The organism is Phocaeicola faecium (assembly GCF_014837055.1).
GTDB lineage: Bacteria > Bacteroidota > Bacteroidia > Bacteroidales > Bacteroidaceae > Phocaeicola > Phocaeicola gallinarum.
Map to the genome: position 1 here is coordinate 205,163 of NZ_JACSPQ010000006.1, position 22,727 is coordinate 227,889.

Here is a 22,727-nt window from a genome sequence, read left to right on the forward strand (position 1 = left end):
TTTCTTCCGCGTTTCGGCTATTATGCTACAAAATTTAAACAGTTTCTTATAATTATAGACCATTTTATCGGTCCGATAGCATGATTTTTGCCCTCTAAAGTCTAAATATTCAGAAACCTTTCCTTTTGTGAATGAAAAAAAAACTATATTTGCAACCTTGAATAAAAGCATATAATCAGAAAATTAAAAATAATAAATTAAAGTAACATGCAAAACAAAGGATTTGTAAAGCTTTTTGCGTTATTACTGACCGTTGCTTGCCTTTTTTACCTTTCGTTTTCTTTCGTTACCCGCTACCACATGAGTAAGGCGGAGAAAGACCCGCAAGGTGTTGAGCATTATCTTGATTCGATACAAGGCAAGAAAATATGGCTCGGTGCATATTCGCTGAAGCAGTGTCGTGAGATGGAAATTGGGTTGGGACTTGACTTGAAGGGTGGTATGAATGTCATCTTGGAAGTTTCAGTACCTGATGTAGTGAAAGCGCTGGCAGACAACAAGCCGGATGAGGCGTTTAACAAAGCAGTGTCTGAAGCTGCAAAACAGCAAGTAACAAGTCAAGAAGATTTCATTACTCTTTTCGTAAGAGAGTATAAGAAATTAGTCCCGAATGGAAAATTGGCTGAACTTTTTGCCACTCAGCAGTTGAAAGACAAAGTAAATACGCGCAGTACCGATGCCGAAGTGGAAAGAGTATTGCGTGAAGAAGTTAAAGCTGCCGTAGCCAATTCTTATAATGTGTTGCGTACACGTATCGACCGTTTCGGTGTGGTACAGCCCAATATCCAGACTTTGGAAGGAAGCATGGGACGTATCATGGTGGAATTGCCGGGTATCAAAGAGCCTGAACGTGTGAGAAAATTGTTGCAAGGTTCTGCAAACTTGGAATTTTGGGAAACATACGAGGCTAAAGACGTTCTGCCGATATTGATGTCAATCGACGGGAAAGTGCGTACGCTGCTGGCAGATGCTGATACAACGGCTGTGAAAGAAGAAGTGGCAGAAGCATCGGCTGTTTCTGCGAAAGACAGTCTGACCGCAGCCCTGAAAGGCGAAACTGCCGAAGCCGGACAAAATACGGCAAGCGACGCTAAAAACTATCCTTTTACTTCAATCTTTGCATTGAACCAAAGCGGTATGGGTTCTACGGTAGGATATGCTGATTATCGTGATACGGCTGCCGTAAACCGTATTCTTGCCATGCCCGAAGTTAAGAAAATGTTGCCGCGCGATTTGAAATTGATGTGGGGCGTTAAGGCTTCGAGCTTGGACAAGACAGGACACATGTTCGAACTGTATGCCATTAAGTCTACTGCCCGCAACGGACGCGCTCCGCTGGAAGGCGACGTAGTAACCGATGCGCAAAGCTCGTACGACCAGTTCAACAAGCCTTGTGTGACCATGCAAATGAACACCGAAGGCGCTCGCCGCTGGGCTACATTGACGAAGAACAACATCGGTCATCAGATTGCTATCGCATTGGATGGCTATATTTATACGGCTCCGAACGTAAATTCTGAAATTACGGGCGGTAACTCTGAAATCTCTGGAAACTTTACCGTAGAAGAAACCAAAGACTTGGCGAATGTGCTTCGTTCAGGTAAGATGCCGGCTCCTGCGCGTATTGTTCAAGAAGACATCGTCGGTCCGTCACTGGGACAGCAGTCTATCAATCAGGGTCTTATCTCGTTTATCGTAGCATTGATAGCATTGATGGCTTACCTTTGTGTTATGTACGGTTTCATTCCGGGTATGGTTGCCAACGGTGCGCTGATTTTCAACTTCTTCTTTACGTTGGGAATCCTGACCTCGTTCCAAGCTGCTTTGACTTTGTCTGGTATTGCCGGTATGGTGCTTTCTCTGGCTATGGCGGTCGATGCGAACGTGTTGATTTATGAGCGTACGAAAGAAGAACTGAAATCCGGAAAGAATATGAAAGAGGCGATTGCCGCCGGTTATTCGGGTGCGTTCTCTGCCATCTTCGACTCTAACTTGACTTCTATTATCACAGGTGTCATCCTGTTTTACTTCGGAACCGGTCCTATCCGTGGTTTCGCCACGACCTTGATTATCGGTATCCTCTGCTCATTCTTTACAGCTGTATTCATGACCCGTTTGGTTTATGAACATTACATGAAGAAAGAAAAATGGCAGCATCTTACATTCTCTACGAGTGTTTCTAAGAACCTGTTCCAGAATGTACACTATAACTTTATGGGAACCATCAAACGCTCGTTTACCATCTGGGGTGTTCTGTTGCTGGTTTGTGTGATTTCATTCTTTACCCGTGGCTTGTCACAAAGTATTGACTTTACGGGTGGACGTAACTTCGTGGTACAGTTTGATAAGGTAGTTCAGCCCGAAACCGTTCGCGACCTGCTTGATGCAAAGGTAGGTGATGCAAACGTGCAGGCTATTGCTTTGGGTACAGACGGAAAGAGAATCCGTGTGATGACTAACTACCGTATCGAAGAAGAAGACCCGAAGGTAGATACCGAAATCGAAGCGTTGCTTTATTCCGTACTGAAAGAGGGCAATTTGGTTCCTGAAGGTATTACGCTTGAGCAGTTCATTGACCGCGATAACCAGAACGGATGTTCGATTATCAGTTCACAGAAAGTAGGTCCGAGTGTTGCCGATGATATGAAAGCATCTGCTGTTTGGGCTGTTGTGTTTGCATTGATTGCCATCGGCTTATACATCCTGATCCGGTTTAATAACATCGCTTACAGTATCGGTGCAACGGTGGCATTGGCGGTCGACGCAGTGCTGGTGATTGGTGCTTATTCACTGTTCTATGGCATCATGCCATTCTCTTTGGATGTAGACCAGACATTTATCGGTGCCGTATTGACGATTATCGGTTACTCAATCAACGATAAGGTGGTAATCTTCGACCGTGTGCGTGAGTTTAACCATCTGTATCCTACCCGTGAACACACGAAACTGTTTAACGATGCACTGAATACCACATTGGCTCGTACGTTGAATACAGGTCAGAGTACGTTGATCGTATTGCTTATTATTATCCTATTGGGTGGCGACAGCATCCGCAGCTTCTCATTCGCGATGATTCTTGGTGTAGTAATCGGTACGTTCTCTTCTTTGTTTGTGGCTGCTCCGGTAGCTTACCTCATGTTGGGAAACAAACTTCCGAAAGCTGCTTCCGAAGAAACAGAAGTTCAGAAAGCATGATAAACGCGGGGTTGTTTTAATCAATCCCCAAGTTTGTATATATTATTTGTCTCAAGGCAGGAGAGGACCTTTCTTTCCTGCCTTGAGACTTTTTTGTACTTGATATCGGTTACTTTCTGTTGCTTTTATAGAGGGTGTGCAACAATCGTGCTGTTTTCTGAAGATATTCGAATCTTTTTTCTTTATGGGGTTTTGTACATTTGTAATGTAGGCATAAGTAAAAACGTAACTTAATTCTATATTATCATGAAAAAACTGTTTGTTGTATTGTTCCTTCTCTGTGGCATATCCGTGTGCGCTCAAATACGAGTGAACGACCGGGAACAAGATTCGTCCGATTTCCCTTTATGTGTGGGAGGAAAGGCGTGTGATATTTATATTGATTCGTCCGATTTCGAAGTCGTAAAAAAGTGTCTTCGCTCTTTGCCGAAGATGTGGAGCAAGTGACTGGACACCGGAATAGGGTTGACTCAAAAAGAACTCCTGAAGGCAAAGCGGTCATGGTCATTGGTACGCTGGGGCATAATCGTTTTATTGATGAATTGGTGGAGCAGGGCAAGCTGGACATCGCAACGATTCGGAATGGTTGGGAACAATACTTGATTCAGACTGTAGATAATCCGGCAAAAGATGTGTCTCGTGCCTTAGTGATTGCCGGGTGCGACCGTCGCGGAACAGCCTATGGGACGTTCGCCTTGTCCGAGGCGATTGGAGTGTCTCCCTTATATTGGTGGGCAGATGTTCCGGTAATGCAGCAAAAGGCTCTATACGTACGAGCCTTACGGTATGTGTCGAAAGCACCGAGTGTAAAATATAGGGGGATATTTATAAACGATGAAGGTTGGGGAATTACCCCGTGGGCTGCGAAAACATTCGATCGGGAATTGGGAGACATCGGTCCTAAAACGTATGCCAAAATCTGCGAATTGTTGTTACGTATGAAGGCGAATATGCTGGCTCCGGCAATGCATCCGGGGTCGGGAGCGTTTAACAAATATCCTGAAAATAAAATCGTGGCAGACAGTTACGCGATTGTTATGACCTCTTCCCATTGCGAGCCTTTGCTCTTTAATAACGTTTCAGAATGGCATAAGGAAACAATGGGCGAATGGAATTACATGACAAACAAAGCGGGAATCAACAAACAGCTTGACAAGCGGATTGCTGAAAACGGGAAGTATGAGAACTTCTATACATTAGCGATGCGGGGTATTCATGATGCCGGATTGGTTGGAGTTCCTAAAGATAAGGAAGTCAGCGTAGTAGAAGAAGTTATAAAAGACCAGCGGGAGATATTGTCGAAACATATTCCCGAAAATATTGATTCGATTCCGCAACTGTTCGTTCCTTATAAAGAAGTGATGGATATCTACGAACGAGGGTTGAAAGTGCCTGAATACGTAACACTGGTTTGGCCTGATGATAATTGGGGATACATGAAGCGGTTGAGCAACAAAGAGGAGCAGAAGCGTAAAGGAGAAGCAGGGGTATATTATCATATTTCGTATTGTGGAGAACCTCATGATTATTTGTGGCTGAACACTACGCCTCCTACTTTGATTTATGAAGAAATGCGCAAAGCGTATGATACGGGAGCTAAGCGTTACTGGTTGTTGAATGTGGGCGATATTAAACCGGGTGAACTGGGTATGAAGTTCTTCATGGATATGGCTTGGGATGTAAATCGGTTTAATATGGATACGGCTTATGAGTTTAATACAGACTATCTGACCTCTATCTTCGGCGAACAATATCGGAACGATTTAAAAGATATAATTGACACTTATTATTTATTGGGATTCCAGCATAAGCCCGAAGCAATGGGATGGGGATATGTGTGGAATAATTATCGCGACCGAGAGCGAGTGGTTGATACGGATTTTTCGTTCGTCAATTACAACGAGGCAGAGAGCCGTATGAAAGAGTATGACCGGATTGCTGCCAAAGCTCAAAAGATGTTACACGCACTGCCCGAAGCTTATCAGGCTGCTTTTTATGAACTGGTTTATTATCCGGTGAAAGGGGCCGATTTGATGAATAAGAAAATGCTTACGGCACAAAAAAGCCGTTGGTACGCCCGGCAGCGGCGTGCAGCTACAAATGAGTGTGCCGAGCAAGCCAAAATCTATCACGATAGCCTGACGTATTATACTGACCGGTATAACTCTTTGCTGGATGGTAAATGGAATCACATGATGGCAGTTTCGCCCGGATGGATGGGAGAGTATCAAAAAATGCCGCCCGTAGATACGTGTGCAGCTGCCCAAGATGCGGATATGCAAGTATTCATTCCGGGACAAGACTGTACGGTAGGAGTATCGAGTGTCAATGTACTCCCCACGGTAAACCCATACATAAACAAAGATTTGTTTATCGAGTTATATAACAGGGGGAGCCAGTCTTTTGTATGGAAGGCAACGCCGAAAGCCTCATGGATAAAGTTGAACAAACATTCCGGACAAACAGCCTTGCAGGAGCGTATCGGTGTGTCTGTCGATTGGCAGAACGTCCCGAAAGGAGAGCGTATAACCGGAGAAATTGAAATAACCTCAGGAGATAAGATTGAGAAAGTTTATTTGCCGGTCTTTAATCCACAGTCTCCCACACGCGAAGAGTTGAAAGGACTTTATGTGGAAGATAACGGATGCATATCAATAAATGCCGGAGCCTTCCATCGGAAGAAAGAGCCTAACGAAATCAAGATTCGTACCGTAAAGGGCTTAGGATATGAAAATACTTGCGTACAGTTAGGTGAAGCTACACAGGCAGTACAGGAAATGTGGTTTACCGACCGAACTCCGAGAGCCGAATACGATTTTTATACTTTTAACGGAGGCAGGGCTACGGTATATGTCTATGCGTTGCCCGTATTCCCGATTGATTCGAAACACGACACACGTTTCGGAATTATGGTAGACGATGGTATGGTACAATGGTTGACAACCTCGGCAAAAGAATATTCAAGCCAGTGGAGGCTGAATGTTTTCCGTAATAGTGCTGTAAGTGTGATGACCGTAAATATTGGCCGTCTCGGTAAGCATACGTTTAAACTGCTGTGCGCCGACCCCGGCATGATAATTCAGAAGATAGTAATTGATTTTGGTGGTATGAAGCGTTCGTATTTAGGGCCGAACGTAACGCGGGTAGAGTAATATTGATGGGTATTACAAATCGGTCTGCAATCCTTTTGAGGATATAATTTTGCCGCATGGAATTGATTAATCCATGCGGCAAATTATATATATGGTTAGAAAAAGTTATCCGAACCGCTTTTCCAGTTTCTCCAGCATGTCGCGCGTCATGGCATCAAGATCATATTTCGGCAACCATCCCCATTCCTCTCGTGCACAGGTATCGTCCAGCGAATTCGGCCATGATTCGGCAATGGCTTGGCGCAACGGGTCTACTTGATACTCCATCTCAAAATCAGGACGGTATTCTTTAATCTTTTTGTAGATCGTGTCAGGCTCAAAGCTCATCGAAGCAATGTTGAACGAATTACGGTGGATGAGTTTATCCGGATTGGCTTCCATGATTTCGATGGCGGCACGCAGTGCATCGGGCATGTACATCATGTCCATGTAGGTACCCTGAGCTATCGGGCAGATAAACTTTTCTTTTTTTGCGGCAGCGTAATAAATATCCACAGCGTAGTCGGTTGTTCCTCCGCCCGGAGGAGTGACGTATGAAATCAATCCCGGAAATCTTACCGAGCGGGTATCTACTCCGAAGCGAGTGAAATAATAATCACTCAGCAATTCGCCGGCTACTTTGGTCACGCCATACATGGTTTTGGGGCGTTGAATCGTATCTTGCGGAGTCTTATCTTTGGGAGTTCCTCCGCCGAACGAACCGATGGAACTGGGGGTAAATACCGCACAATGTTTTTCGCGTGCTACCTCCAGCGTGTTGTATAACCCGCCCAAACCGATTTTCCAAGCTAATTGGGGCTTTTTTTCTGCCACAGCAGAAAGAATGGCAGCCAAATTATAGATGGTATCTATATTGAATTGGTCTACGGCATCTGCTATCTGTTGCGGATTGGTGATGTCAACCAAAGCTGACGGACCTGAATCTTTGAGTTCTCCTTTTGGTTCCGCACCGGTTATGTAACCGGCTACTACATTTCCCTGATAATGTTTTCTGAGCAACATGGTAAGCTCCGAACCTATCTGGCCGGTAGCTCCTATTATCAAAATGTTTTTCATTTTATGTTTATGGTTAAATTAAGATGCGGCAAATGTAGCAATTTGGCGTAAAGTATAGCGTGAAAAAGTGTTATTTCTTTTGGCTTTGTTTCTTTTTTCAGAAAAAAATCCCATCTTTGACTTGAAATAAGAACCTTAATTCACTACTATTATGTATGGTAAATTTAAAGAATTTCTAACCAAAGAGCTTGCCGATATTCAGGCAGCCGGGTTGTATAAGAACGAACGTGTGATAACTACTCCTCAAAAAGCAGACATTAAGGTTAATGCCGGCGAAGACGTCCTTAATTTCTGTGCGAATAACTATCTGGGGCTATCGGACAATAAGCGGTTGATTGAAGCTGCTAAAGCAGCGATGGATACACATGGTTACGGAATGTCATCCGTTCGTTTCATTTGTGGTACGCAAGATTTGCATAAACAGTTGGAGGCAGCTATTTCCGATTATTTCCATACGGAAGATACAATTCTTTATGCAGCTTGTTTCGATGCAAACGGCGGTTTGTTCGAACCGTTGCTTACCGACGAGGATGCCATTATTTCGGATGCGCTGAACCATGCGTCTATCATTGATGGCGTACGTCTGTGCAAGGCGAAACGCTATCGTTACGCAAACGCTGATATGGCCGATTTGGAACGTTGCTTGCAAGAAGCACAGGCACAGCGCTTCCGCATCATTGCTACGGACGGCGTATTCTCGATGGATGGCAATGTGGCTCCGATGGATAAGATTTGCGAGTTGGCAGAGAAATACGATGCACTGGTAATGGTTGACGAATCGCATTCAGCCGGAGTTGTAGGACCTACGGGACATGGCGTGGCAGAACAATTCGGCGTTTATGGGCGAGTTGATATCTTTACCGGAACATTGGGTAAAGCGTTTGGTGGCGCTATGGGTGGTTTTACTACCGGCCGCAAAGAAATTATCGACATGTTGCGCCAGCGTTCACGTCCGTACCTGTTCTCCAATTCCGTAGCGCCTGCCATCGTGGGAGCCAGCTTGGAAATGTTCCGTATGCTGAAAGAAAGCAACGCGCTTCATGACAAGTTGATGGAAAACGTAGCTTATTTCCGCGACAAGATGATAGCTGCCGGCTTCGACATCAAGCCTACACAGAGCGCAATTTGTGCCGTGATGCTTTACGATGCCAAACTGTCGCAGGACTTTGCTGCCCGTATGCAGGAAGAAGGCATTTACGTAACAGGCTTCTACTATCCGGTAGTACCGAAAGGACAGGCACGCATCCGTGTACAGCTTTCTGCCGGCCACGAGCGCGAACATCTCGACAAAGCGATTGCCGCTTTCATCAAGGTGGGCAAAGAGTTGGGCGTCATTAAAGGTTAACCTTCCCGACGGCTTACACAGCGTTACACACAAGAAAATCAAAGGCTTGTTTTCGGAGAATATACAAATGTGTTCCCGAAAACAAGCCTTTGATTTTATACATTCAACGCTACCGTTAGTGTTGCTCATCTTATGCGGTAGTGTTTACCGGTTCTACCCGTAGCGTTGAGTGGTTCTACCGCAAGCGTTTTTTACGCTCCTGACCAAGTCGGAAAGGGATTAAAACAAGCCCGCTATCAGTCTAAACCATTTTATGTATAGCGCAACTTGAAAGTAGCTCCGAGGGGAATCGAACCCCTATCTAAAATTTAGGAAATTCTTGTTCTATCCGTTGAACTACAGAGCCGCTTTGTTTTTATGAGAATTATCGAATGTAGATGCAAAAGTAATGCTTTTTGCGTAAACTTTTCTATTATTATTCGGAAAAAACTCATAACTTATTCATTTTGTTTGTCATTCAATAAAATAACTACCGATTTATTTTGTTTTTTGAAGGAACTTCGCCAATTTTGTGCCTATTGATTTTGTGAACTTTAAACTAAAAAGATTTCTATATGGCAGAAGAAATGATTGTCAAGGAGCTGGACGACGTGGTTGTTCGCTTTTCTGGCGACTCTGGCGACGGTATGCAGTTGGCGGGTAATATGTTTTCGAATATTTCGGCAACTGAAGGAAACGATATCAGTACGTTCCCTGATTATCCGGCAGATATCCGCGCACCGCAAGGTTCATTGTCCGGAGTTTCCGGATTTCAGGTGCATATTGGTTCGGGAAAGGTTTATACTCCGGGCGATAAGTGCGACGTGTTGGTGGCTATGAATCCTGCTGCGCTAAAAACACAGTATAAATTCTGTAAACCCCAATCTGTTATTATTATAGATACAGACTCGTTTACCAAACGTGATCTGGAGAAGGCTCAGTTTGTTCTTGAAAATCCGTTCTCGGAATTGGGCATAAAGAACGAAGTGGTTGAGGCTGCAATTACAACCATGTGTAAAGAGAGCCTGAAGGAAAGCGGACTGGACAACAAGTCGATTATGCGTACTAAAAATATGTTTGCGCTCGGACTGGTGTGCTGGCTGTTCCATCGAGATATTACGGTAGGCGAGAAACTTTTGAGAGAGAAATTTGCCAAAAAGCCCGAAATAGCCGAAGCCAATGTAAAGGTGTTGTACGACGGTTATCACTTCGGAGAAAATACTCACGCTTCGGTTTCGATGAGTTATGTGGTTCCGAGCAAAGAACAGAAGGTTCCGGGACGTTACATGGATATCAATGGAAATAAGGCTACGGCTTACGGATTGATGGCGGCTGCCGAAAAAGCCGGACTGCAACTGTATTTGGGCTCATATCCCATTACTCCGGCTACGGACATCCTGCATGAGCTGGCTAAACACAAATCGCTTGGCGTGAAAACCGTACAGTGTGAAGACGAGATTGCCGGATGTGCATCGGCTGTCGGAGCGGCTTTTGCTGGAGCATTGGCGGTAACTACTACCTCCGGACCGGGCATCTGTTTGAAGAGTGAGGCGATGAACTTGGCGGTCATTACCGAACTTCCGTTAGTGATTGTAGACGTACAGCGTGGCGGACCTTCTACCGGTTTGCCTACGAAATCGGAGCAGACCGACTTGTTGCAGGTGCTTTACGGACGTAACGGAGAGAGTCCGATGCCTGTTATTGCGGCATCTTCTCCTACCGACTGTTTCGATGCTGCCTATACTGCTTGTAAGATTGCTCTCGAACACATGACTCCCGTTGTATTGTTGACCGATGCTTATATTGCAAACGGCTCGGCAGCATGGCGGCTTCCCGACTTGAGTGAATATCCCGATATCCGTCCGCCTTACGTTACTCCCGACATGGCAGATACGTGGACGCCTTTCTTGCGTAATCCGGAAACCGGCGTGCGCTACTGGGCGAAACCCGGAATGGAGGGATTCATGCACCGCATCGGTGGCTTGGAAAAGAGTAACGAGACGGGCGCTATTTCTACCGAACCTGAAAATCACAACCTGATGACGCGCTTGCGTGCTGAGAAGGTGGAGAAGATTGCCGACTCAATTCCACCGTTGGAAGTAGAAGGGAATCCGGATGCCGACTTGCTGATTGTAGGGTTTGGAGGCACTTACGGACATTTACATTCGGCAATGGATACGCTGAATGCACAAGGAAAGAAAGCTGCGTTGGCTCATTTCCGCTTTATCAATCCGTTGCCTAAAAACACGGAAGAAGTATTGCGGAAGTATAAAAAGATAGTGGTTGCCGAACAGAATATGGGACAGCTTGCTGGCTATCTGCGTATGAAGGTAGAAGGTATCCATTTACATCAGTTTAACCAAGTAAAAGGTCAGCCTTTTGTCGTTCAAGAGTTGGTTGAAGCCTTTACTAAAATCATGGAGGACTAAGTAAAATGAGTGAAACAAAATATACCCCTGCTGATTATAAAGCCGGACAGCCACGCTGGTGTCCGGGCTGCGGCGACCATGCTTTTTTGAATTCTTTTCACAAGGCATTGGCAGAATTGGGCGTGCCGCCTCATGAGATAGCGGTTATCTCCGGTATCGGTTGTTCGTCGCGTTTGCCTTACTACATGAATACGTACGGAATGCACACCATTCATGGGCGTGCGGCTGCCATTGCTACCGGGGCAAAAGTGGCGAACCCCGACCTTACGATTTGGCAGATTTCGGGTGATGGCGACGGACTGGCTATCGGCGGAAACCATTTTATCCATGCCATTCGCCGTAACGTAGATATTAATATCGTGTTGCTGAACAACCGTATTTACGGACTGACCAAAGGACAGTATTCGCCGACGTCGGCACGTGGTTTCGTAAGCAAATCATCGCCTTATGGTACGGTAGAAGACCCGTTCCGTCCGGCAGAACTTTGTTTCGGTGCGCGCGGACGTTTCTTTGCCCGTTGTGCGGCGGTAGACGGAGGTCCTTCGGTGGAGGTTTTGAAAGCTGCGGCACATCATAAGGGAACTTCGGTAGTCGAGGTGTTGCAGAATTGTGTGATTTTTAACGATGGAACCCACAGCGCGGTGGCTAAGAAAGAAGACCGTGAGAAGAACGCCATCTATTTGGAGCATGGCAAACCGATGCTGTTCGGGCCGAATCGCGAATTTGGTTTGATGCAGGAAGGCTTCGGACTGAAAGTGGTGAAGCTGGGCGAAAACGGCGTGACGGAGAAAGACATCTTGGTACACGATGCACACTGCGAAGACCATACGCTCCAGTTGAAACTGGCGTTGATGGAAGGTCCTGATTTCCCGATAGCGCTCGGCGTGATTCGAGATGTAGAAGCTCCTACCTACGATGAGGCCGTCGAAGCACAGATAGAAGAGGTTTCGGCGAAAAAGAAATACCATACATTTGCCGAACTGCTGGATACGAACGATACGTGGGAAGTGAAATAGCTTGTCTGCCCTAAGCGGATAGAACAACGGATATGTGACGGTTTTCTGTCGTTACATATCCGTTTTTTTATTCTGCCAAACCGATAGCCTCCGGTGAAGTTTTACGGCAAAAAAAATGTTTTCATCCGCATGTTTTGGCTTTGCGTGCGAAAAAAATTATAACTTTGCCCATTATAATACATTGACTTATGGAGAATAAACTGATTATTTACAATACGCTGACCCGTAAAAAGGAAGAGTTTGTTCCGCTTCATGCTCCCCATGTAGGCATGTACGTATGCGGACCTACGGTGTACGGCGATGCTCATTTAGGACATGCCCGTCCTGCAATAACGTTTGATATTCTTTTCCGCTACCTGAACCACTTGGGATACAAGGTGCGTTACGTGCGTAACATTACTGATGTGGGTCACTTGGAACACGATGCCGATGATGGTGAAGACAAGATTGCCAAGAAAGCCCGCCTCGAACAGTTGGAACCGATGGAGGTGGTACAGTATTACTTGATTCGTTACCACAAGGCAATGGAAGAGTTGAACGTATTGCCGCCCAGCATCGAACCCCATGCTTCGGGGCATATCATCGAACAGATTCAGCTGGTAAAAGAAATCTTGAACAGTGGATATGCTTATGAAAGCCACGGTTCGGTTTATTTCGATGTAGCGAAATATAACAAAGACCACCATTACGGAAAGTTGTCGGGACGTAATCTGGATGACGTGCTTAACACCACTCGCGAGCTGGACGGACAGGAAGAGAAACACAATCCTGCCGACTTCGCACTGTGGAAATCGGCGCAGCCTGAACACATCATGCGCTGGCCGTCGCCGTGGAGCAACGGTTTCCCCGGATGGCACTGTGAGTGTACGGCTATGGGACGTAAGTATCTGGGCGAGAACTTCGATATCCACGGTGGAGGCATGGACTTGATATTCCCGCACCATGAATGCGAAATCGCTCAGAGCGTTGCTGCGATGGGGCATGACATGGTACACTATTGGATGCATAATAACATGATTACCATCAACGGACAGAAAATGGGTAAGTCATTGGGTAACTTCATTACGCTCGAAGAGTTCTTCACCGGCTCCAACAAGCTGCTTACCCAGCCTTACTCGCCGATGACCATTCGTTTCTTCATCCTTCAGGCGCATTACCGCAGTACGGTAGACTTTAGCAACGAGGCGCTTCAGGCTGCCGAAAAGGGATTGGAACGACTGATGGAAGGCATCAAGAACTTAGAGCGCATCACGCCTGCCGGAGCTACCGAAGGCATTAACCCGAAAGGGCTGCGCGAAAAGTGCTATGAAGCTATGAACGACGACTTGAATACGCCGATTGTTATCTCTCATCTGTTTGAGGCAACGCGCATGATTAATACGGTTATCGACAAGAAAGCCACTATCAGTGCCGAAGATTTGGAAGAACTGAAAGAAGTATTCCGTCTGTTTGCATTCGATATTCTCGGCTTGCGCGCCGAATCAGAAAACAATGCAGCCCGTGAAGAGGCTTACAGCAAGGTGGTCGACATGTTGCTGGAGCAGCGTATGCAAGCTAAAGCCAATAAAGACTGGGCTACGAGCGATAAGATTCGCGATAACCTTGCGGCATTGGGCTTTGAAGTAAAAGATACGAAGGACGGTTTTACTTGGCGTTTGAATAAGTAAGGAGCGAATACCCCTTATCTGACACGGATTATACGGTATCTTACACTATTTTTTCGGTATAGGTCTGAACACTAGGCTGTTATCGATTGTTGTGATACCGTTTAATCCGTATTTTTTTATCCTGTTTTTCTCATGCGGTAGTTTTTATCATTTTTATTGGTAGAAACAGCGAACCGTTCGGGTAGAAAGTTTGTTTTCTATGGGAAGAATTTAGCGAGGGTAACGCTTGTCGGAACAACTATTAATATCAAGCATTAGTGGCTTTAACTGACTGGCAGAAGCAATGTTATAAAAACACTTATTTTAGAATGGTTTTTTAATATTATTTTTGTATATTCACTAAAAAACGTTATCTTTGTGATGGCTTTAACAAACTAAGGACTATAACGAGACTAAAAAAGACTAAAGAAAAAAGCTATGAATAAGTCCGGCTTTGTGGTAAAGGCGGATTCGTTTATCGCTTACTTTTATGGTATATAGATGTATTAACTAAACTAAACTTTGTATTATGGTAAAGAAAATGTTTTTAGGTGCAATCCTTTTGGTTGCAGCAATCTCTGGCAACGCCCAGAAAGCGTATGAAGGTACATCCTTCTTTGATAATTGGTATTTAGGTGTGAATGGCGGAGGTGTTACTCCGGTTTCTCATGCTGCATTCTGGAAAAACATGCGTGGAGTGGCAGGCTTGGAATTAGGCAAGCAGGTAACTCCGGTATTGGGTATTTCGTTTCAAGGACTGACGGCTGTCAATACTTCAATGAGCCGTACTGCGTTTGACGCTTTAAGCCTTTCTGCAAATGGAAAAATCAATCTGAATAACTTATTTGCCGGTTATAACGGCGAACCGCGTTTGTTTGAAGTAGAGGCAATCGCCGGTATCGGTTGGGGACATGATTTCGTAAATTCCGGTTACGGTGACGACCATAGCTACGTGATGAGCCGCTTCGGGGCAAGCCTCAATTTTAACTTGGGCGAGGAAAAAGCATGGTCAATCAATGTTAAGCCTGCTGTGGTTTACCGTATGGATGGTAATAAACCTCACATGCTGAATGTTAACAAAGCCGGTTTCGAACTGTTGGCGGGAGTTACTTACCATTTCTCAGGAAGCAACGGCAAGCATTATATGACAATTCAGCGCCCGTATGATGCAGACGAAGTTTGTGCATTGAACTGCAAGATAAACGCTTTGCGTGATGAGGTGGCTGCCAAAAACGCTGCCCTCGATGAAAGCAATGCCAAAGCAGCTCAATTACAAAGAGCATTGGCTGATTGTGAAAACGCACCGAAACAAGTTGAAACAGTTGTGAAGAACCTGAACTCAATGTCACTCGAATCAGTGGTTACTTTCCGTCAGGGACGTACAACGATTGCTTCCGACCAGATTCCGAACGTAGAACGCATCGCTACTTACATGAAGAACCATCCGGAAAGTAAAGTTTCCATCAAAGGGTATGCATCTCCGGAAGGTAGCGCAGAAGTAAACGAACGCATTGCAAAACAGCGTGCTGAGGCGGTAAAGAATATGCTGATAAATAAGTATAAGATTAATGCCAACCGCATTACGGCTGAAGGACAGGGTGTAGGTAATATGTTCTCTGAACCTGACTGGAACCGTGTCAGCATCGCTACGCTGAGCGAAAAAGAAGTAGAATAATACTTTTTTATCCTGAATCTTGAAGGGTGGGACTTGTATGTCAAGTTCTGCCCTTTTTATTTTGTCATCAGGCTGTAACAGACGGGAGATGAACGGGATTCACGCGATTTGTAAGGAAATCTTTTTGTAATTTTATTGAAATTTATATTTAAATATCCTGCAACTCCGATGTAAATAGACACTTATACCTTTGCCGCAGTTTAATAGAAACAAAGGTATGAGAAAAACAGTTTATTTATTACTTCTGACATTGAGCTTGTTATGGGTATTCAACGTGCCGATGCAAGCAGCAGACTCTTTTGATTATGTGGTAAAAGGAGTTGTGACCGACGAAAGTGGAATGGCGATTATTGGTGCCAGTATTTTTGAGAAGGATACGCAAAATGGAACAATAACCGACATCGACGGAAGATTTAGTTTGAAAATCCAAGACGATAGTCATACATTGGAGATTTCGTATATCGGCTATGCCTCGCAAAGCATAAAAGCAGAGCGGGGGAAAGAATTGCATATCATATTAAAGGAAGATAGCGAGACGCTTGATGAAGTAGTGGTGGTGGGTTATCAGACCATGCGTAAGACCGACCTTGTGGGTGCTGTCTCAAGTGTGAAGGCTAACGAACTGAACGTGACAACGCCTACCGTAGGACAAAGTTTGGTAGGAAAAGTATCGGGTGTTCAGATTTCGCAAGTGAGCGGAGCGCCTTATGGGAATACCAAAATACGTGTGCGCGGGGTTGCTTCTATTAATGCCAGCTCAGACCCGCTTTATGTTATCGACGGATATCCTTCGAACGAAGATCTTATGCTTAATCCTGAGGATATCGAATCAATTGAGGTCTTGAAAGATGCTGCTTCTGCCGCCATTTATGGTTCGCGTGCAGCCGGCGGTGTCGTGCTGATTACAACCAAACGCGGAAAAGAAGGCAAAGCCACGGTAAACTATAATTTTCAAGTAAGTGTTAATCAGCTTGCCAAGAAAATCGATTTGCTCAATTCCGCTCAGTTTGCCGACCTTGTGGTAGAGGGACGTAACAATGCTTATCGTAATTTGTTGGGCGATGCGTGGGATGATTCGTATATTCACGATACCAATGCCATACGTGCACAGCGAATCGGATCGGCTAATAGCGCGGCTATGATTCCGGAGTTTCTTTACGATTTTGAGAAAGGAGAAGTAATCACTCCGCAGTATGATACCGACTGGCAAGATGAGCTTTACCGCAATGCGGTTTCACAGCGCCATCATGTTTCTGTTAACGGAGGTACAGACAAAGTGCGTTATGAAGTGAGTGCGGCGTACCAGAATCAGGAAGGTATTATTCTTTCTACCGGACAAAAAAGATTGAATTTGCGTGCCAACCTTGATGTGGAAATTAGCTCGAAGTTTAAGGTAGGAGGTAATTTCTCAAGCACGTCAAACTGGAACCGTGAGGTACAGGAAGGACGTTTCAATCAAGGACCTATTCTTGGTGCATTGATTTATGCTCCTATTTTCCGCTGTTATGATGAAAACGGTGAGTTGGTGAAAGGAGAAATGACTTCTTATTCGAGTGATTATGGTTTTCAGCAGATAGAAAACCCCGTAGCGCTTGCCACCGAAACCAAAATACGCCGGAACGGAGTGAGAAATACATATAATCTTACTGCCTCTTACGAACCGATAGAAAATTTATTCTTGAAGGCGAACTTAGGAATGTATACATACAGCGAGAAGTATGAGTTCTATCGTCCTACGAGCTTGTCGGATGGTGCAAATCCGCCGTATTCCGACCAAGCAAAAGCAGCAGCCAATGCCATCGCAAGAACCATGTTGCAGTCAGATTATCTGGCAGAGTTTACTGCAAACTATAATAAAACATGGAATGATGTACATAACTTCAGCAGCGTAGTGGGGTATTCTGTTCAGAAAGATATGTTGGATGTATTGGGGGTAAGAGCAACCGGATATGAAGACGACCACATTACGGAAGTAACCGGACATGGTGCCGACCCCAGCAATATCCAATTGAACAACACGTATAAATCCAATTGGACGATGCTCTCTTATTTTGCCCGTATAAATTATAACTTTGCTAATAAATACTATATTACGGCTTCGTTCCGTGGCGATGCTTCTTCGCTGTTCGGTCCTGATAACCGGTGGGGATACTTCCCTTCAGTTTCTGCTGCATGGACTCTTTCCAATGAAGATTTCTGGAAAGATAATTTAGGAGAAACTTCGGCGCTGAAGTTGCGTGCAAGTTGGGGTATGAGTGGGAATAATAATATCGGTAACTACCAGTATGCAGCGCTTATGAGTTCGCCTACCGGTGTGGTATTCGGTACCGGAACCATTGGCTCGGCAATGTATCCCGGAGGTGTGAAAGACAATGCCATCGGATGGGAATCGACTTCGCAATACAATGTAGGTTTCGACTTGTCATTGTTCAGTAACCGACTCTCTATTTCCGGAAACTACTATCTGAGCCATACGCAGGATTTGCTGTTCGAACAACCGATCTCGGCTATTTCGGGAGCTACTTCAATGATGACCAACCTGCCTGATTCGAAAATCCGCAATACAGGTTTCGACCTTCAGGTAGATGCCCGCATTCTGACAGGTAGAGACTATAACCTTAATGTTAGCGGTAATATTTCAGTCAACCGGAACAAGGTACTCAATTTAGGTGGAAACTCTATCATAACCAATGGTGCTGAACGTTCGTATATGACACATATCACTGAAGAAGGACAACCTATCGGTATGTTTTACGGATTTAAGGTAGCCGGTATGGTAAGCGAAGCTGATATGGCTGGTTTGGCAGCCGATGATGCCGTATATGCAGCCAACGGAAACAGCTTCCCCGAAGGATATGAATTGCAAGGGCCTCCCCGCTCGTTATCTCAATCAGTTCCTTTGCAGCCGGGCGACCTTTACTTCGAAGATGTAAATGGAGACGGTGTAGTAGACGATGACGATAAAACAGTAATAGGAAACCCTCATCCGAAATTTACTTACGGATTTAATCTGAGCGGAAACTACAAAGACCTCGACTTGAGCGCTTCATTCAACGGTTCTTACGGAAACGAGGTTCTCGACGGACAGGATTATTATCTGTTTAATATGGAAGGTTCGGGTAACCAGTACGCCGTGGTTGACGAGCGTTATCGCAGTCCTGAAAATCCCGGAAACGGATGGGTTTACAAAGCTTCACGTGGCGGAACTCAGAGTAACAGTACACGTCTGTCTACCTTCTATCTGCAAGACGGTTCGTTCTTCCGCTGTACCAATATCACCATCGGATATTCGCTTCCTAAAATCAGCCAGTGGTCGAAAGGAGTAATCAGTAATCTGCGTTTGTATGTAGCGGCAGATAACCTGTTTACAATTACCAAATATAAAGGTTATAATCCGGAAGTGGACTATAACGACGGTTCTAATCTGACTCCGGGAGTAGATTATGGTAAATATCCTTTGATGAGAGCTTATAACATGGGTATTCAATTAACATTCTAAAAAAGCAGCATTGAAAATGAAAACAAATATATTTTTAGCATCACTGTTGGTGTTCGGAGGTTTGTCACTTACTTCATGTGAAGATTTCCTCACCGAAAATGACCCCAACCATATTGTTGCAGAAAACTTCTTTTCAACCGAAAACGATGTTGAACGTGCGGTAAACGGAGCTTACTTGGCGCTCCGTTCCGGCAGCTGCATGGGAGAGGGTAGTACCGCTTACACCGAAGAACGTTCGGATAATGCCGGACGTTGGGATAACCAGTCGGCGGCAGGTGAGCCGTTTCAGTTTACCGATTTCTCATTGCTTGCAAGTAATACTTATTTGCAGAGCCATTGGAATGCAATGTTCGAAACAGTAAACAATTCTAATTTCGCGATCAAGGGAGCTGAAGAAATCACATTCGATGATGAGTCAAGCAGAAATAACTATATAGCTGAGGCAAGGTTTGTACGTGCGTTGGCTTATTTCGATATCGTACGCAAATGGGGAGATGCACCGCTTGTTACGGAATATCTTTCAACACCTGCCGAAATCGAAGCCCATACATATCGCGAGGATAAAGCGAATATTTATAATCTGATTGTGGATGATTTGAAGTTTGGTTTAGAGAATAGTACACTCCCTGACCACCAGTCTGAAAGCGGAAAGGGACATGCCAGTAAAGCTGCTATGGCAGGATTATTGGGTAAAGTGTATCTTACAATGGCGCATGTACTTGACGACGGTAATCGTACGACCTATCTGGAGAATGCAAAAACTTATCTGGAACAGTGTTATGGCATGAAGACCTTTGATAGGCTGAGTGAAATTTCGTTTGACCCGGAAGATTCTAACGGCGTATTCAATGTGAATAATAAATCTACCTGTCCTGAAATCCTGTTCCAGATTGTGTATCGTCAGGGCGACAGGGATTACCATTCTTCTATCGCTGCCGATACACAGCCGGGAGGCGAAACAACAAACTCGCTTTATGCTTCGCGCGGCGTACCGATGCTGAAAGTTACACCCGATTTGGTAAAAGAATACGAAACGGTAGAGAATGGTTTCGGATGGACTGACCCGCGCCAGAACTGGTCGGTAGGACATTCAGAAACACAGAACTGTTATTATGTGACCAAGTTCCGCGATAGAAGCGAAGCTGCCGGAACATTGGGTTATGGCGGCAACGACTGGATTATCCTTCGCTATGCCGATGTTATCTTGATGTTGGCAGAAGTAAACGAAGCGTTGGACGATGAAAATACGGCAATCAGTTACTTGAATGAGGTGCGTGAGCGTGCCGGAATTCCGGAATACAGTGTTGCACAAAACGATGCTGCTTACCGTGCTAAATTCCCTACGCTGAAATTGGCGATTTTGCACGAACGCCGTATTGAGTTAGCGTTCGAAAATCAGCGTTGGTACGACTTGCTGCGCTTCTTCACCCCGTCAGAGTTAGTTACCTATATGCACAGCAAGAGTCAGGCGGATTATAACGAATCAAACTTACAGAACTTTACCGAAACGGATATTTATTACCCCATTCCTTATGATGAATGGTTATTGAATCCGGAAGGAATGTATCAGAACGAAGGATATTAAGTATACAGCTAATCTTTATATTATGAAGAAAGTAATTTGTGTGATGTGCTTTCTCACTTCAGTCTTTATGCTCTCTGCCCAAGAGGGCGTAAAGACTCTTGTTCATGAGTTGAAAGACATGAAATCGGAGAAAGTTTTGGTGGTTGCCCACAGAGGTGATTGGAGAAATGCGCCCGAAAACTCTTTGCAGGCGTTTAAGAATTGCATTGAGATGGGGGTGGATATGATTGAAATCGACTTGAAGAAGACGAAGGATAACCAACTCATTATTATGCACGACGGGACCATTGACCGTACTACAGACGGAAAAGGGAAACCTTCTGACTATACGTTGGAAGAAATCCGGAAGTTCCATCTGAAAAATGGTTTGGGGCGTCCTACTTTTCATACGATACCTACGTTAGAGGAAGTGTTGACTTTGGGGAAAGGAAAGATTCTTATCAATATTGACAAAGGGTATGATTACTTTAAAGACGTATATGCACTGTTGGTTAAAACCGGAACGGTGAGTCAGGTGGTTATTAAGTCGGGCTATTCGTATGAAAAGGTGAAAGCCGAAAACGGGGAGGTGCTTGATAAGGTGATTTATATGCCTATTGTCAATTTAGATACGCCTGAAGCAGAAAGCCTTATCGATGGATATGCTGCTTTGAAGCCGGTAGCCGTAGAGTGTTGTTTCAGCGAAGTGACTCCCGATGTCATCCGCCTGCTGAAGAAGGTAAAAGAGAACGGTTCTAAAATCTGGCTGAATTCTTTATGGCCTTCGCTGAATGCCGGCCATGATGATGACCGGGCGGTAGAGTTGGATGAGGCAGATGAAAGTTGGGGATGGCTGCTCGAACAGGGAGCTTCGCTGATACAAACCGACAGGCCGGCTGCATTGTTGAATTATTTGGGAGCGGAAGGAAGACGATGAAACTGTTTTATGCTTTTTGTTTAGCTTGCCTGTGTGCTTTGGCTGTACAAGGACAGGTGAGGAGGGATTATCGTTTAGTGGCTCCGCATACGGTTGAGAGCAAGAACTATTACTTTACTTCTTTATTAAGCCATTCCGAAAAGGCAGACTCGTTACTTCATGCCTCTTCGTTGTTAGTCGAAATTTCGCAGGCAAAACAGCAACGCCTGCTTGATGCAAAGACTACGGCAGAGCGTATTGCTGCTATGAAGTTTTCGTCTGAAGAGATAAAGCAGATAGGAGAAGAGTTGGCGCGATTGTATGAAAAGGGAAACCCGTTGGATGAATTGCTTACTTTTCATGTTTTGCCGTCCGGCTGTTACCGCCAATATAAAGAAACCGGAGCCGAACTTATCCGGAAAATATGGACACAGGATGCCGAAGGAATGAACTATGCCGTTGAGGTATATGCCGCAGGACGTAAGCCTAACTATCCGGCTATCGACTCTATCGGGTTCGATGTGAACAGCCGTCGGTTTACTGAAGAAATCCTGCCGGCTTGCCAAGAAAACGTAGCGCTTTGGAATCAGAAGTCCCCCGCTTTCTATTCCATTCCGTTGAAGTCGGTTTGTATGTTGTTAGATGTGAACGACCGCCGTCAGTCGCTCGACTATGAGCCACTGGGTGAAACGGAAAATGCGGAGGCTTACAGGCAAATAGGGCAAACCGACTGGGAGGCATACCCTTATACGGCAATCCTTGTTCTTGGCGCAGGGCCGGAAGACCCGCGCGAGCGTATCAGTCCCGAAGGAAAACTGCGTGCGGCGTATGCGGCAATGCTCTACCGTCAGCATGAAGCTCCTTTCATTATACTGTCGGGCGGGCGCGTGCATCCGTACCACACCCCTTATAACGAGGCGTATGAGATGAAGAAATACCTGATGGAGGTATGGCAGATACCGGAGAGTGCTTTAATCATGGAACCCCACGCGCGCCATACGACGACAAACTTCCGTAATGCCGCCCGCATCATGTTTCGCGCAGGATTCCCGATGAATCGGTATGCGATAGCTACTTCTTCGGCGTCGCACATCGACGATGTGGCAACAGACAGTTCGCTCCCCCGCAGGTGTCAGAGAGAATTGGGATACGTCCCTTATCGGGCAGGGAAGCGGCTCGCTCAGCGTGTGGTTGAGTTTATGCCGTTGGCAGAATCGCTGATTATTAATCCGAAAGAACCTATCGACCCGTAATG

The 22,727-nt window shown here is 45.2% G+C and carries 11 protein-coding genes, 1 tRNA gene and 1 pseudogene; 11 read left to right on the top strand and 2 right to left on the bottom strand.

Annotation, left to right across the window (positions count from 1 at the left end):
* Positions 1-207 precede the first annotated feature (207 nt).
* Both secDF and H9626_RS08365 read left to right on the top strand, forming a co-directional pair.
* Complete coding sequence (gene secDF / locus H9626_RS08360; protein ID WP_178256497.1) at positions 208-3,195, top strand: protein translocase subunit SecDF; 2,988 nt, start codon at positions 208-210, stop codon at positions 3,193-3,195.
* Positions 3,196-3,441: 246 nt separating this feature from the next.
* Positions 3,442-6,347: pseudogene (locus tag H9626_RS08365) on the top strand (glycosyl hydrolase 115 family protein).
* Positions 6,348-6,452: 105 nt separating this feature from the next.
* Here H9626_RS08365 and H9626_RS08370 read toward each other — a convergent pair.
* Positions 6,453-7,403, bottom strand: coding sequence for an NAD-dependent epimerase/dehydratase family protein (locus H9626_RS08370; protein ID WP_178256495.1), 951 nt, complete (start codon positions 7,401-7,403; stop codon positions 6,453-6,455).
* A gap of 151 nt (positions 7,404-7,554) precedes the next feature.
* Here H9626_RS08370 and kbl point away from each other — a divergent pair, with 151 nt between their 5' ends.
* Entirely contained in the window at positions 7,555-8,748 is a 1,194-nt protein-coding gene (gene kbl / locus H9626_RS08375; protein WP_178256494.1) for a glycine C-acetyltransferase, read from the top strand.
* A gap of 274 nt (positions 8,749-9,022) precedes the next feature.
* On the opposite strand, the gene H9626_RS08380 is transcribed toward kbl, so the two are convergent.
* Positions 9,023-9,094: transfer RNA gene (locus H9626_RS08380), tRNA-Arg, on the bottom strand.
* A gap of 208 nt (positions 9,095-9,302) precedes the next feature.
* Between H9626_RS08380 and H9626_RS08385 the strand changes: the two genes are divergently transcribed.
* The 8 genes from H9626_RS08385 to H9626_RS08420 all read left to right on the top strand — a co-directional run bounded on the left by H9626_RS08385 (position 9,303) and on the right by H9626_RS08420 (position 22,725).
* Positions 9,303-11,156: a 2-oxoacid:acceptor oxidoreductase subunit alpha gene (locus H9626_RS08385; protein WP_178255935.1), complete on the top strand. Its 1,854-nt coding sequence runs from the start codon at positions 9,303-9,305 to the stop codon at positions 11,154-11,156.
* Between the two features lie 5 nt (positions 11,157-11,161).
* Positions 11,162-12,172, top strand: a complete 1,011-nt coding sequence (locus H9626_RS08390) for a 2-oxoacid:ferredoxin oxidoreductase subunit beta (protein ID WP_178255936.1) — start codon at positions 11,162-11,164, stop codon at positions 12,170-12,172.
* A gap of 188 nt (positions 12,173-12,360) precedes the next feature.
* Complete coding sequence (gene cysS / locus H9626_RS08395; RefSeq protein ID WP_178255937.1) at positions 12,361-13,839, top strand: cysteine--tRNA ligase; 1,479 nt, start codon at positions 12,361-12,363, stop codon at positions 13,837-13,839.
* A 508-nt stretch (positions 13,840-14,347) separates the two neighbouring features.
* Entirely contained in the window at positions 14,348-15,493 is a 1,146-nt protein-coding gene (locus H9626_RS08400; protein WP_191710192.1) for an OmpA family protein, read from the top strand.
* 217 nt (positions 15,494-15,710) lie between these two features.
* Positions 15,711-18,992 (top strand): SusC/RagA family TonB-linked outer membrane protein, encoded by a 3,282-nt coding sequence (locus H9626_RS08405; protein ID WP_191710193.1) that lies wholly within the window; start codon positions 15,711-15,713, stop codon positions 18,990-18,992.
* 16 nt (positions 18,993-19,008) lie between these two features.
* Positions 19,009-20,577, top strand: coding sequence for a RagB/SusD family nutrient uptake outer membrane protein (locus H9626_RS08410; protein WP_191710194.1), 1,569 nt, complete (start codon positions 19,009-19,011; stop codon positions 20,575-20,577).
* 22 nt (positions 20,578-20,599) lie between these two features.
* Positions 20,600-21,493 (top strand): glycerophosphodiester phosphodiesterase family protein, encoded by an 894-nt coding sequence (locus tag H9626_RS08415; RefSeq protein ID WP_191710195.1) that lies wholly within the window; start codon positions 20,600-20,602, stop codon positions 21,491-21,493.
* Entirely contained in the window at positions 21,490-22,725 is a 1,236-nt protein-coding gene (locus H9626_RS08420; protein WP_191710196.1) for a YdcF family protein, read from the top strand. Before H9626_RS08415 ends, H9626_RS08420 begins: the two co-directional genes overlap by 4 nt.
* The last annotated feature ends 2 nt before the right edge of the window (positions 22,726-22,727 follow it).